The sequence below is a fragment of the Trichocoleus sp. DQ-U1 genome (assembly GCF_039961925.1).
In the GTDB taxonomy this organism is placed as follows: Bacteria; Cyanobacteriota; Cyanobacteriia; order Cyanobacteriales; family FACHB-T130; genus FACHB-T130.
Genome location: NZ_JAMPKB010000069.1, coordinates 1 through 13,182, shown reverse-complemented (window position 1 = coordinate 13,182; position 13,182 = coordinate 1). Strand labels below are relative to the sequence as shown.

At 47.6% G+C, this 13,182-nt stretch carries 11 protein-coding genes; 6 read left to right on the top strand and 5 right to left on the bottom strand.

The genetic code is table 11. The features are described from left to right. Positions 1-40: 40 nt before the first annotated feature. The 3 genes from NDI34_RS22070 to NDI34_RS22060 form a co-directional block, all read right to left on the bottom strand. Positions 41-331 (bottom strand): hypothetical protein, encoded by a 291-nt coding sequence (locus tag NDI34_RS22070; RefSeq protein ID WP_190414958.1) that lies wholly within the window; start codon positions 329-331, stop codon positions 41-43. A gap of 70 nt (positions 332-401) precedes the next feature. Next, a complete protein-coding gene (locus NDI34_RS22065) occupies positions 402-1,463 on the bottom strand; it encodes an ABC transporter permease (RefSeq protein ID WP_190414959.1) in 1,062 nt (353 codons plus the stop codon). A gap of 108 nt (positions 1,464-1,571) precedes the next feature. After that, the gene (locus tag NDI34_RS22060; RefSeq protein WP_190414960.1) at positions 1,572-2,084 is read right to left on the bottom strand and encodes an adenine phosphoribosyltransferase; all 513 of its coding nucleotides are present in this window, start codon (positions 2,082-2,084) and stop codon (positions 1,572-1,574) included. A 399-nt stretch (positions 2,085-2,483) separates the two neighbouring features. Between NDI34_RS22060 and NDI34_RS22055 the strand changes: the two genes are divergently transcribed. Then, positions 2,484-3,110, top strand: a complete 627-nt coding sequence (locus NDI34_RS22055) for a DUF3038 domain-containing protein (protein ID WP_190414961.1) — start codon at positions 2,484-2,486, stop codon at positions 3,108-3,110. A gap of 204 nt (positions 3,111-3,314) precedes the next feature. After that, positions 3,315-4,712 carry a DUF4335 domain-containing protein gene (locus NDI34_RS22050; protein WP_190414962.1) on the top strand — a complete coding sequence of 466 codons (1,398 nt, stop codon included), beginning with the start codon at positions 3,315-3,317 and terminating at the stop codon, positions 4,710-4,712. A 110-nt stretch (positions 4,713-4,822) separates the two neighbouring features. Here NDI34_RS22050 and mrdA read toward each other — a convergent pair whose 3' ends face one another. Next, complete coding sequence (gene mrdA, locus NDI34_RS22045; RefSeq protein WP_190414963.1) at positions 4,823-6,619, bottom strand: penicillin-binding protein 2; 1,797 nt, start codon at positions 6,617-6,619, stop codon at positions 4,823-4,825. Positions 6,620-7,027: 408 nt separating this feature from the next. Between mrdA and NDI34_RS22040 the strand changes: the two genes are divergently transcribed. Continuing rightward, entirely contained in the window at positions 7,028-8,155 is a 1,128-nt protein-coding gene (locus NDI34_RS22040; protein ID WP_348233838.1) for an ABC transporter ATP-binding protein, read from the top strand. A gap of 92 nt (positions 8,156-8,247) precedes the next feature. On the opposite strand, the gene NDI34_RS22035 is transcribed toward NDI34_RS22040, so the two are convergent. Further along, the gene (locus tag NDI34_RS22035) at positions 8,248-8,457 is read right to left on the bottom strand and encodes a hypothetical protein (protein WP_348233837.1); all 210 of its coding nucleotides are present in this window, start codon (positions 8,455-8,457) and stop codon (positions 8,248-8,250) included. Between the two features lie 335 nt (positions 8,458-8,792). Here NDI34_RS22035 and NDI34_RS22030 point away from each other — a divergent pair, with 335 nt between their 5' ends. The 3 genes from NDI34_RS22030 to NDI34_RS22020 all read left to right on the top strand — a co-directional run bounded on the left by NDI34_RS22030 (position 8,793) and on the right by NDI34_RS22020 (position 12,967). After that, positions 8,793-9,830, top strand: coding sequence for a spermidine/putrescine ABC transporter substrate-binding protein (locus NDI34_RS22030; protein WP_190426070.1), 1,038 nt, complete (start codon positions 8,793-8,795; stop codon positions 9,828-9,830). 189 nt (positions 9,831-10,019) lie between these two features. Further along, a complete protein-coding gene (locus NDI34_RS22025) occupies positions 10,020-10,880 on the top strand; it encodes an ABC transporter permease (protein WP_348233848.1) in 861 nt (286 codons plus the stop codon). A 317-nt stretch (positions 10,881-11,197) separates the two neighbouring features. Then, positions 11,198-12,967: an SUMF1/EgtB/PvdO family nonheme iron enzyme gene (locus NDI34_RS22020; protein WP_348233836.1), complete on the top strand. Its 1,770-nt coding sequence runs from the start codon at positions 11,198-11,200 to the stop codon at positions 12,965-12,967. The last annotated feature ends 215 nt before the right edge of the window (positions 12,968-13,182 follow it).

Genomic DNA, 13,182 nt, shown 5'->3' with positions numbered 1-13,182 from the left:
ATAAATCTTTAGAAAAGGCAATAAAAGTCAATAATTTGGCTTAACTTGGCGATAAAAACTGAATTTTGGGTAATAGTGGGTCTTCAACCATCCCAATTCCCTTAAATCCCCAGCGTTGCAGCAACCCTTTTACTTGGTTTCCAGAGATAGACTCGACAGCGAAGCGATCGCTGACATCTGGGGCATGGGCGTTGAGATAGCTTAGGGCATCAAAATGTTCGCCAAACATCAACAAGTAGCCATCAGTTGATGAAGCACTTCTATCGGGTTGAGCTAAAAGATATTGACCATCAGCTCTCGAACGGATTAGGTAATAAACTTGGGAAAACATAGTAAATGCAAAGGTAGTAGGCTAATCGCTAATTGATAATTGGACAAGTTTAAAACCATTAGCCATTTCCTCATTTAAGATTTTCCAGCTTAATTCTCGGATCGGCTACCTTAAGCAATAAATCGGCGATAAGATTGCCGACAATCAGCATCACTGCCCCCATAATCAAACTTGCCATTACTAAGTAGATATCTTGGATAGTGACTGCCTGTAAAATCAACCGTCCTAATCCCGGCCAATTGAAGAAAAATTCGGCAATAAATGCCCCACTTAACAAACTGGCAAACTCAAATCCCAAGAGCGTTATGAGGGGATTAATCGCATTGCGGAGGGCATGAACATAAATCACCCGGTCTTCGGGGAGTCCCTTGGCACGAGCTGTCTGGATATAGTCTTGGCGGAGAACATCGAGTAATTCTCCCCTGGTAATTCGCTGCAAACCTGCAAAACTGGTGACACTCAGCGCTAGGGTGGGTAAAATCATGTGCCAACCGATATCCAAAATTTTGCCGAACCAGGATAAATCGGCGTGATTGATGCTGGTTCTGCCACCGACTGGAAATAGGGGTGAAGTGTACTGGGCGAAAATTAGCAACACCAGCGCCGTGATGAAGCTGGGAAACCCTTGTCCGGCGTAGCTCAGCACTTGCAGGAGGCGATCGCTAGCGCGATTTTGGTTAACTGCACCGACGATCCCCAGTGGAATCGCGATCGCCCACGTCAGAATCACCGATGCGATCGCGAGTTCCAATGTCGCTTGGATACGCTCCCACAACAGCGATGACACCGAACGCTGATAGACAAAACTCGTACCAAAATTGCCATAGCGCAAAATCTGCCACAGCCACCGTCGGTACTGTTCAATCGCTGGTTTATCCAAACCAAACTGTTGCCTGAGTTCCTCAATTCGTTCCGGGGAAATTTTGGGATTCTGCCTCAAAGTATCTAAATAATCTCCCGGAGCCATCTGACTAATTGCAAAACTCAGCGTCGAGGCTAGAAACAAAGTCAAAATTGCCTGTAATAGCCGTTTTGCCACGTAGAGAAAAGTTTCACTTGTGACCAGCCTTTTGAGCCAATTTAAACTAGCTGTTAACCCATTCTGACCTGAAGAATTTCTAGTAGAAGTCATGAAATATAGAATCCCATATCGCCAAAATTTTTGTAACTTGCTAATCGCTAATTGTTTAATAGCTTGTTTTCCATTAGCAATTAGCAATTAGCCATGAGCAGTTGCTCCCTAATACTCAACCAGCGTCACAATTGGCACATCAGGAAGTCGTTGACGCCCACCTAAATCTCTTAGCTCGATGATAAATCCAAATCCTACTAAGGTGCAGCCAATTTTCTGTACCAGCTCAGCCGTTGCCGTTGCCGTTCCACCCGTCGCGATCAGATCGTCCACAATCAAAACACGGCTTCCGGGATGTAGAGCATCTTGATGCATCTCTAGGCGATCCATCCCGTACTCTAATTCATACTCAACCGTGTGAACAGCACCTGGTAACTTTCCAGGCTTCCGGACGGGGATAAACCCAACTCCCAGTTTGTATGCCAGAGGTGCCCCAATAATAAAACCCCGCGACTCCATCCCAACGACGTACTCTGGAGACAACTGGGCGCACTTTTCGGTTAAGGTTTCAATGGTGTAGCGCAGTCCTTCCGGATCTCGCAGTAGCGTCGTTATATCCCGAAACAGAATTCCTGGTTTAGGAAAGTCTGTAATGTCGCGTATCAGAGACTTGAGATCCATAGCAGCTCGTAAAAAGAGGGTTGTAGGTAAACTCGGTATCCGTTGCATCACAGAGGCAGGATCTCCCCCGGATGTGCAAGGATATACCTGGAAAATCGTACACTAGAAGGCTGCACGGTTTTGGAGCATTCCTAACACTCAAGAGCCAGCGGGCAGCTATTGAGGCGTGTGAGTAGTCGTATCTATATGATTCAAGTACAACCACCTCCAAAATCATCCACTTGCCCGAAGCTTCAATCCCGATCGCGACACCCTGATTTTAGTAAAATCCAGCTGGGCATATAAATAATCGGATAGCAGATGGACACAAATGTAACCGTCAAAAGTCATTGATTTCCATATGCAATTCGTTGTAGCCCGTGCGAGCCATCAACCAGTTCAACTGTCCTGCTATTTGGAATGAATCTTTCTGTGAGCGTAATGCCATTAAACAGTCCTCCACGAGAGTCAATGCCGCTGATTTTAGACAATCTCCCTGACCCACCGATTTCGTCGTCAAGTGGGTGTCCGCGTCGAACTCGGCTACAAATTGACCTGATGCTACTAGCAATAGAAGCCCTGGAATTGGGAGGGTCTGAAGCAATGCTGACAGTGGCGAAGGATTTGGAACTCCAGGGAATTATCAAAAATCGGGTACACCTTTGGCGAATCCGAAGCAGCAACCCGCTACGACGATCTTATACACGCCGTTTGCTAACCCTGGATGAAGCCAAAGCGATGGTGATCCTAGTCTGCCATCTAGCACGGCGGTTAACCGTGTTGATCCGGCAGCTGCTACTGGCTTATCAACAGCTGCGTGACAAGCAGGTGCCATTGGAACATCATTTTCGCTTGTCTGAGTATTTAGAAAGGTTCCGCGCTCACTTCCGGAGCCGAATGAATCCACGACGCGCTGGTGTCGCCGCCTATAACTCTGATGAGAAGTTAAACAATCTGGCTATTGAGCTGTTAAGCGAGCTGCTATTTTGTACGGGAACGTCTGGAATGCAAAGATTTTGGAGCAGCCTTTTTGATGGAGAAGTGTAACTTTCATAGAAAAGGAGTAATCGGTAATCAAGAATAAGAGTGATGAGCATTGGTGTTGCGTTTTGAGACGAGAAGAAAGTTCTTGACTTAAAAACTCAATCCTCAAAACTTAAAACTTTTCCCGAATTACCAGTTACCAATTACCAATTACCTATTAGTTTTTCCCCGAATTACCAGTTACCAATTACCAATCACCAACTGAAAATGACTATTCGCCGTCCGTACAGTCTGCCTAACTGCACGCTGATCCTAGAAGGGTTAAGCGATGCTACAGCTGCTGGTCAGGTGGACACCCGACCCTTAATGTCTATCCTGGTTAATGCTGAGTGCCATTTTGCGGGTAAGGAGAAGCCATTAACGGGAGGACGTGACTTTTTTGAAAGCCTGGTGACAGCAGCCAGCAACTATGCTCAAGAATTCTTGAGTGGGGTGCCTCACTCCCATAGTCTGAAAGACAAGCCGAGTTTAGTGCAGTTTCAGAAAATAGATGCCCATCTGCATCGGTTAATTGTTGAGTCGCCGGGAAGTGGTGGAGACTCGACTCATAGTGGCGCATCCAGTGGGACAGCCACAACCCTCCAAGCAAGACAAGTTGATATCACAACGGTACAGCTGTTTGATTTAGTGGAGGCGGTGGATCAGTTCCTGGCTGATGGTCGCACGCTGCCAGACATCATGCTGTCCATCGCGCCGGTTCCGAAACGCTATGCGAAGGCTGAAGTGCCGGTGGCACAACGCGCCGCACCAGCAGCAGTTGGGGTCACGAGTTTGGCATTGGCAGCGATCGCGTTTTCTAGGGTTCCCCCTCCCGAAGTCAAGAACCTCAAAGATCCCTTGCCCCAGCCCAACAGCTTAACGACCCCTGCTAGCCCTGTCTCGTCCGAGCAGCCGACAGCAAGCCCCACGTCATCTAGCGCTGAAGCTACCGACTTGGAAACCCTGGTGACAGCAGCACCAGAGCTGACCGATCCCACCCAGTTGTACTTCTTACAACGGAAACTGCAAAACAACATTTATCAGAAGTGGACGACCCGCCGCCAGTTTCGGCAAGACTTAGTTTATCGGGTGGGCGTAGGGAAAGACGGAGCTGTGGTGGGTTACAAGCCAGTTAACTCAGCCGCACGCGATCGCTTAGAAGAAACTCCGCTCCCAGAATTGCTCTATATCCCTGCCACTGGTAGCGACATCAGCAAAGAACCCCTGGCTCAGTTCCGGGTGGTATTTACTAGACGAGGCGTCCCCCAAGTGAGTCCCTGGTATGGGTATAAAGAAAAGCCCAGCCTCGGTCCAGAAATTACCGACTCAGCTCAGATAGAGAGTTTAGAAGCTCGGCTTTCCGAACAACTCAAGCAAAATTGGCAAGCCACTCCCAGTTTTCCACGGAGCTTACAATACCGTGTCGCCGTAAACAAAGACGGTGTCGTCGCCGATTACGAGCCACAGAATCAACCAGCCTTTGATTACGAGGATGAAACGCCCCTGCCTAAATTATTCCAGCCGAGCAACTCGCCAGACGCTGTCCCACAGGAACCCCTCGCCCAATTCAGAGTGGTGTTCGCACCCAACGGCACCATCGAAGTTAGGTCGTTGCAGAGAAATTGAGAGCAGTCAATAGTCAGGAGCCAGTTGTGAGGAGTCAATAGTCAGGAGTCAGTTGTGAGGAGTCAGTTGTTAGCCTTTCCTCTAAACACTAACAACTAACCCCTCACAATTTACTTAACGGGTTTAACAGGTTTCTTGACCTGAAAATAAGCCTCCAAAACTTTTAACACCATTGGGGCTGCTACCTTACCGCCGCCGCCTCCAGAATGTTCCGCAAACGCCACAACCACAATCTTTGGCTTGTCCGCAGGCGCATAGGCACCAAACCAGGCGTGAGACAGTCCTGGTGGAGCCTCTGCCGTACCACTCTTCCCGGCAACCGGGGGTAACGTTGGCGCATTCACCGCTTTTCCAGTGCCGCTAGTCACAACGCTCCGGAGTCCTTGGCGCACCACCCTTAGCGTTTCTGGTTTCATATTCAAGGACTCTCGCCAGTTTTTGGACGCCTCATTATCTTTGAGCAGGTGGGGTTTAACTCGGTAGCCACCATTTGCCGGAACCGCAAACATCACGGCAACTTGTAGCGGCGTCGTTTGCAAGAAGCCCTGACCAATGGACATATTCACCGTGTCTCCGATAGTCCATTCCTGCTTCAATCGCTTCTCCTTCCAGGCTGCATCCGCAACCAACCCCGGCAATTCTTCTGAAGCTAACTCAATCCCCGTTTTTTGACCAAAGCCATACTTCCGAGTCCAGTCAATCAAGGTGGGACCACCTATTCCTTTACCAATCTGATAAAAGAAAGTATCGCTACTCATCGCTAGCGCCCCAACAAATCCCAAGGGGCCAAATCCAGCATGGTTCCATTCCCCAAACCGAATCCCACCGACGGTTAAGTAAGGATAGGTTGCTAATACCGTATTCGGAGAATATTTACCCGATTCAATCGCAGCGCTAGCCGTGACAATCTTGAAGGTACTCGCTGGTGGAAAGACTCTTAAAGCGCGGTTGACGAAGGGGTTGCCCTTACTTTGTACTTTCTTCCAAGTTTCTGGGGTGATCCGCTTAGAGAAAACGTTGGGATCGAAGCCTGGGCGGCTGACCATTGCCAAAATTGCCCCATTGTTGGGGTCCATTGCCACGATTGCGCCCTTGCGATCGCCCAAAGCCCGCTCCGCAGCCTTCTGCAAATCCAGATCCAGCGTTAACTGCACATCTTTGCCAGCCTTCGCCTTTTTCTGACCAAGAATCCGCAGCACTTGACCCGCACCATCTACCTCAACTTGTTGACCGCCCCATTCTCCCCGTAGCGGTTTTTCAAAAGCTGCCTCCACACCCATCTGACCAATCACATCACCCAAGCGGTAGCCTTGATCTTTCATCTTGGCTAGCTCTTCATCGTTCATTTCCCCCGTATACCCTAAGACGTGAGCGCCCACCTCAGCGTTGGGGTAGTTTCGTACCCCTTCAATATCCACCTCTACGCCCTCTAGTTGGCTCCTGTACTCTTCAAGTGCCGTAATTTGGGCAGGATTGATGTCACGAGCAATTCGTAACAGCGAGGTCGAGGTATAACCGGCTTTTTCTAGTTGCTTTTGAATTTCTTTCTCAGGAACATTTAACAGTTCCGAAAGGCGGCTGAGGGTAGCAGGCCAATCCTTCTGCTTGCGGGCGATGGGCCACAAAAAAACCGAGTGAGACAGCCGACTGCTCGCCAAAACTCTTCCCTTGCGGTCGAAAATGGTGCCTCGGGCCGGCTGTTTGGGAATCAAACGAATCCGATTGTTTTCTGCCAGCTGTCGGTTACGTTCCCCCTGAACCACTTGTAAAAAAACTAAACGAGCGCCAATCCCACCCGCCAAGAGTAAGGTAACGAGCAACATGATAATTACAGATTGGAGACGTCGGCCCACAGTTCGGGGGGTGGATTGACGCCCAATTGAGGAAGACCGAGCGATTAAGGTCATAGCAGGAGGCTGAATAAATTGGCTCTAAACAGGGAAACAAAAGGTATTTTGAGTGGGCGGCAATTCACAGAGGGATTGCTCCTACATAGTGTACCGTCACACTTCAATAAGATGAACTGGAGGTGTCCTGAAAATGGGTGCCGTGGAAATAGCATCCAGCACAGAGCGGGAATCACTTGTACTTTGTCCTGTACTTTTTCAGGTTCAACGAATCAAAGAATGGCAAATTTTTAAGCGAATCGCAATCGGACTGAGTCCGACAGCTAAAATAAACCAAAGTTAGCAATCAACGCTCAACCAACAACGCTCAACCAAGCATCACCGGCTCAGCCTTCACAAAACAGACGCGACGGCGTGTGTTGAGCAATTCAAACCTCTGTGGGGCATCGCCACTGGGAATCATCAACTATGTCTCAAACTTCTTTAGCAGAACAACGCTCTCCGGAGACTACAAATGAACTGGATGTGGAACTCCGCAAGGTTTTTAAGGTATTCAATGGAGAAACAGCAGTCCGGGGGGTTGATCTGGAGATCCACCGAGGAGAATTTTTCAGTATTTTAGGCCCCTCTGGCTGTGGCAAGACCACAACTTTGCGCTTAATGGCTGGGTTTGAAACTCCCTCGGCAGGAGAGGTGCTGATTCAGGGGCAGACGATGAACCATGTGCCGCCCCACCGGCGTCCGGTGAACACCGTCTTTCAGAGCTATGCTTTGTTTAGCCATTTGAGCGTTTGGGAAAATATTGCTTTCGGATTGCGGATTAAAAAGCGACCCAGGGCAGAAATTGCCGAACGAGTGCAAGAAGCGCTGAAGCTGGTCAAAATGGAAACCTATGCTAACCGCTTTCCTTCCCAGCTTTCTGGGGGACAGCAGCAACGAGTGGCTTTAGCGCGGGCGCTGGTGAATCGTCCAGCGGTGGTTTTGCTGGATGAACCCTTGGGGGCATTGGATTTGAAGCTGCGTAAACAAATGCAGGTGGAATTATCCAACTTACATCAAGACCTCGGTTTGACGTTTGTAATGGTGACGCACGACCAGGAGGAAGCGCTAAGTCTCTCCGACCGGATTGCAGTCATGCGCGGGGGCAAGATTGAGCAAATTGGTTCGCCTACTGAAATCTACGAGCATCCCAAAACGCCATTTGTGGCGGATTTCATTGGGGATACCAATCTGTTTGAGGGGCGGATTGAAGCTTCTGACTACTCAACGCTCAAAGTTGTCACCAAAAGCGGTTTGCCAGTTGTGGTGCAGCCGTTGGAGCCTTGGGATGAGATTGGTGTCCAGGAGGTTGTGGTATGCGTGCGTCCAGAGAAGATTCAGCTGAGTCTCTATCCGCCAGCGATGCCAATCAACTGCTTTGAAGGTCGTCTGAAGCACGTGATGTACATGGGAACTCATGTTCATTATGTGGTGGAGTTACTTTCAGGCGATCGCTTAACGGTTCGGCAGATGAATACTGTGGGAATTGAGCCTGCCTTGCATACCCCTATCTATGCTCACTGGGCAGCTACCGATTGTCTGGCAATGAATACTTAGAGCCAATGCAGCGATCGCTATCCGTGCGTCTCCCGACATTCCCAGAAGCGACCGGGCTGAATCCAGTTTCTATAAGGGTTAGAATCTCATGGTCAGACCAGAGCAATCGCTTGCTTTCGGGGAACCCGGTCAACCCATTGGTCGTTGGCTAGAGACGCCGGAAGCGATCGCTGCGATCGCTTCCGGCTACCACCAAACATTAAAAAGTATTCATTCCCATCGATGACTGCCAGCCCTTTGCTGCACTGATTTTGCGCTCCTTTCCCCCAAAACTTGACAAATTGACTCAGCGACCGATTCAATCACTCCGGGGCTATCTCCTCAAAGTCAGGATGACGACTGGAAATTTGAGAAACCCCTACAAATCTAATGTTTGCCTATCAAAATACTGACGCCCGAACTAGGTGAACCGCTCCCTATAGAGCAATCTGTAAGATACTGTTAAAGAGAAATTAAAAATTAAAAATTAAAACTAAAAAATCACCTTGATAGTTTTTAATTTCCTCTTCTAAATTTTGACGATTGACGTGCAACTTTGCTGAATCCCGTGCCTCCAACTGCTCAACGGACGAACCCACAACACTCAACACGACGTAGGTTTTTACAAACGTCAGCTGCTGCTACCCTCGGACTGGCAATGTCTGGTTGCGGCTGGACGCTTGCCCAAGTGCGCTCGGCACCCGCCAACTCTGATGCATCCAACAACAAGTTATTGTATCTCTACACTTGGGCTGGCTATACCGATGAGGATTTGTTAAAACGCTTTACCAAAGAGACTGGAATCAAGGTCATTGCTGATGTCTATGATTCCAACGAAGCGATGCTAGCCAGGATTCAAGCATTGGGAGGCGGGGACTACAGCATTATTTACCCATCTGACTATACGGTGAGGAAGATGGTGGAACTGGGCTTGCTCAGTGAAATCGATCGCTCCCGTGTGGTAGGTTTGGATCGGTTGTTTCCCCGCTTCCAGAATCCCGTCTATGACCCAGAAAACCGCTACAGCATACCTCTGAGTTGGGGAACAACGGGTCTCATTTACAACACCCAGAAGCTGAAGCAACCACCAGCAGATTGGAATTATCTCTGGGACAATCAGCAGGCACTTTCTCGAAGGATGACCTTGCTGAATGATGTTCGGGAAGTAATGGGTGCGGTGTTGAAAATGCTGGGGTACTCTTACAACTCAAAAGACCCGCAGCAGATTAAACAGGCGTATGAAAAGTTAATGGCGCTCAAACCGGCCCTCGCTTCTTTCACCTCTGATGCCTGGAGAACTCAAATTTTAACTGGGGATTTGCTGCTGGCAATGGGATTTTCATCCGATGCCAATGAAATTATTCCAGAAAATAAAAACTTACAATATCTAATTCCTCGGAGTGGTTCTTCGGTGTGGACTGACACACTGGTCGTTCCGATAACAGCTCCCAATCCAGAAGGAGCTTATGCCTGGATTAACTTTATGTTGCAACCTGATGTCGCCGCTCAGATTTGCGAACGTTTAAGTTTCGCGACACCCAATCAAGCTGGCTACAATCAGCTACCTGATGAAATCCGTAACAATCAAATTTTATTTCCCCCAGAGGCGGTACTTGCCCAATGCGAAGGCGTTGCGCCGCTTGGAAAAGTTGCCGAAGTTTATGAATCCTATTGGACTCGATTGACGAGCAGCTAACATTAAATAATCTTGAGTTTTGAATGATGAATTGAAGCAATAATTGATACTTCATATCAATCATCTTTCATTAATAACTCAAAACTCAAAACTCAAAACTCAAAACTTTTTTCTGTCGTGTCTACCCCAACGTCTCCTCCCTCTATCCCCAATCCCACTCCCTCTGATGGAATCGAATCGCCAGTGCTAATGGGCAGCAGACGCCCAGGCTTGAAGTGGTTGGAACCAATGGCGCTGCTGGGTCCTGCTGGTATCTGGTTGGGTTTGTTGCTAGTGCTGCCAACGCTGGTGATTTTTCAGCTGAGTTTAGTGCCAGGAATCCGACCTGGGGATGTGGTGAATCCCAGCGGTTTGGATAACTATACGCTGGTGTTTCAACCAGTTTACTTGCAGGTAATCGGGCGATCGCTATTCTTTGCAATTGGCACTACAATCGTTTGTCTTTTACTCGGATTCCCGGTTGCCTACTGGATTGGGCAAATGGCACCAAAACAGTGGCGAAATTTGCTGCTACTAGCCTTTGTCTTGCCTTTGTGGACATCATCGCTGCTGCGTTCTTACGCCTGGATTACAATTTTGCGTCCTACTGGCGTCCTGAACACGATGTTAACGACTTTAGGGCTTCCGGCTTTGGAGTTGCTGAACCAGAGTTCAGCCGTGTTTATTGGCATGGGTTACAGTTATTTGCCTTACATGGTGTTAATTCTTTACGCTTCTGTAGAAAAACTGGATCGGCGGTTGCTAGAGGCATCTGCGGATTTGGGGGCAAATCCGATTGACACTTTTTGGAAAGTGACTGTCCCGCAAACGCTACCAGGAATCGCTGCGGGTTCTTTGCTTGTATTTATTAGCACTTTAGGGGATTTTGTCGATCCAGAATTGCTGGGTGGTGCCTCCAGCATGACGATATCCCGCTTGATTTATAACCAGTTTTTGGGTGCAACTCAGAATTGGGGATTTGGCTCATCTTTGAGTATGGTATTAATTTTTGCCGTCAGTATAGCGATCGCGCTTTTGATTAAATACGGCGATAGCACACCGCAAAAATAAGGCTTATATAGAAGGTGCGTTGGCGATAGCGTAACGCACCATTATTTTCAGAAAATCTCTAAAATTTCTGTTAAATATTTGCCATAGGTACTAGACAAGTATTGGCGCAAGTGCTAGTTTTATATAATGGGAATCTGTGCGCCCATATAAAGTATTTTTTGAATTTAATAATGATTGATTGGTCAGTAAGCGCTGACTAATTCACTGTATGGAATAACTGTAAGTTGGGTTGAGGAACGAACCTCATCAAATTGTTTAGAGGGGTTGGATTTCCTTACCTTAACCCAATCTACGCTAAATCAAGTTTCCAATTATTTATGAGTTATTGCTTAAATCCCGCCTGTCAGAAGTGCCAAAACTCCCACAATGACAAATTTTGTAAAAACTGCGGGACGAAGCTGGTACTTTTAGGGCGTTACCGGGCTTTGGCACCACTTGGACAAGGCGGGTTTGGTAGGACTTTTCGGGCAATTGATGAAGCGAAACCGTCCAAACCAGCTTGTGTAATTAAGCAATTTTTCCCGATACAACAGGGTACGGATACAGCTAATAAAGCAGCAAAGTTATTTCATCAAGAAGCTGTACGGCTAGAAGAATTAGGTAATCATCCGCAGATTCCGGAACTGTTAGCCCATTTTGAGGAAGAAAACCGTCAATATTTGGTGCAACAATTTATCAACGGACAGAACTTAGCCCATATATTAGAACAACAAGGCGCTTTTAGCGAAACCGAAATTCGCAGCTTGTTGGCAGACTTGCTGCGCGTCTTAGAATTTGTGCATAGTAAGCAGGTAATTCACCGAGATATTAAGCCAGAGAATATCATTCGTCGTCAGGTTGATAATCAACTGGTGTTAGTAGATTTTGGTGCAGCTAAATTTGCGACAAGAACCGCATTAGCTAGAACTGGAACAGTGATTGGTGACTTTCGATATATTGCACCAGAACAAGCAGTCGGGAAAGGAGTTTTTGCCAGCGATTTATATAGTTTGGGCGTCACCTGCATTCATTTGCTGACTAATGTTGAGCCTTTAGAGTTATTCGATACTGATGAAGATGCTTGGGTTTGGCAGAATTACTTGCAAAATTCTGTAAGTGATGAGTTGCGTAGCATCTTAGATAAGATGATCCAAAGAGGTGCGAAACGGCGATATCAATCAGCCGAAGATGTAATAAATGCATTAACTCTGCAAAAGTTATCTTTAGCGCCAACCATTCTGAATCTTCCCCAACCTTTACCGCTTAAAACGTTCCATTTTGATGTGGTAACAGTAAACGGACAGGGAATAGAAACTAACCGCCGCAGAATGCAAGCAAAATATTTCTCTGAAGACTTAGGTGGTGGGGTAACATTGGAAATGGTAGAAATTCCCAGCGGTACCTTCCTGATGGGTTCTCCAGACACGGAGAAGAAGCGAGATAGCAGTGAAAATCCACAACATCAAGTAACTTTAGCACCCTTCTTCATGGGGAAATTCACAGTTACACAAGCGCAGTGGAAAGCGGTAGCAAATCTGCCCAAAATCAACCAAAATTTACAACTAGATCCTTCAAGCTTTAAAGGTGCAAAACGACCAGTAGAAAATGTATCTTGGTACGATGCTGTAGAATTTTGTGCGCGACTGTCGAAAAAAACTGGAAAAATTTATCGTTTACCCAGCGAGTCCCAATGGGAATATGCAAGTCGTGCAGGAACAACCACACCTTTTCACTTTGGCGAGACCATTACAACTGATTTAGCTAACTTTGACGGGAATTACACTTACGCTTCTGCACCCAAAGGAAAATACTGTCAGGAAACTAAAACGACGGATGTGGGGAGTTTTTCACCGAATGCCTTTGGACTATACGATATGCACGGAAACGTTTGGGAATGGTGTGCTGATATTTGGCACAATAATTACAACGGTGCGCCTTCAGATGGAAGTGTGTGGGAGTCTGGCGGAAATCATTCGCTTCGTCTGCTACGCGGGGGTTCGTGGTATCACTATCCCTGGTACTGCCGCAGTGCGGATCGCAGCAGAGATGGGCTGGACAGTTGGAGCGGGAGCCGCGGCTTTCGGGTTGTGATTACTGCCTCTGTATAGACTCCTTAGTCCTTTCCTTTCTTCTCCTCTTCAGTTCGCGCTCTATAGCGTTAACGCGCATGGCTCCCCTAGTGCGTCTTTGCGGTTCGTAGAAATCAATTTAACCTGAGTTCGGGATAAGGAAGGGGCAAAACAGGTAGGGTGAAAGTGCTAACTTCTCATCCATCTGAATTACCCCATGCTTAGTCTAGAAGAACTATTTTGCTGTGTCGACG

Excerpts from the sequence above, each read along its gene's own strand:
- NDI34_RS22070 (WP_190414958.1), bottom strand. The coding sequence starts at position 331 with ATGTTTTCCCAAGTTTATTACCTAATCCGTTCGAGAGCTGATGGTCAA.
- NDI34_RS22065 (WP_190414959.1), bottom strand. The coding sequence starts at position 1,463 with ATGACTTCTACTAGAAATTCTTCAGGTCAGAATGGGTTAACAGCTAGT.
- NDI34_RS22060 (WP_190414960.1), bottom strand. The coding sequence starts at position 2,084 with ATGGATCTCAAGTCTCTGATACGCGACATTACAGACTTTCCTAAACCA.
- NDI34_RS22055 (WP_190414961.1), top strand. The coding sequence starts at position 2,484 with ATGAATCTTTCTGTGAGCGTAATGCCATTAAACAGTCCTCCACGAGAG.
- NDI34_RS22050 (WP_190414962.1), top strand. The coding sequence starts at position 3,315 with ATGACTATTCGCCGTCCGTACAGTCTGCCTAACTGCACGCTGATCCTA.
- mrdA (WP_190414963.1), bottom strand. The coding sequence starts at position 6,619 with ATGACCTTAATCGCTCGGTCTTCCTCAATTGGGCGTCAATCCACCCCC.
- NDI34_RS22040 (WP_348233838.1), top strand. The coding sequence starts at position 7,028 with ATGTCTCAAACTTCTTTAGCAGAACAACGCTCTCCGGAGACTACAAAT.
- NDI34_RS22030 (WP_190426070.1), top strand. The coding sequence starts at position 8,793 with ATGTCTGGTTGCGGCTGGACGCTTGCCCAAGTGCGCTCGGCACCCGCC.
- NDI34_RS22025 (WP_348233848.1), top strand. The coding sequence starts at position 10,020 with ATGGGCAGCAGACGCCCAGGCTTGAAGTGGTTGGAACCAATGGCGCTG.
- NDI34_RS22020 (WP_348233836.1), top strand. The coding sequence starts at position 11,198 with ATGAGTTATTGCTTAAATCCCGCCTGTCAGAAGTGCCAAAACTCCCAC.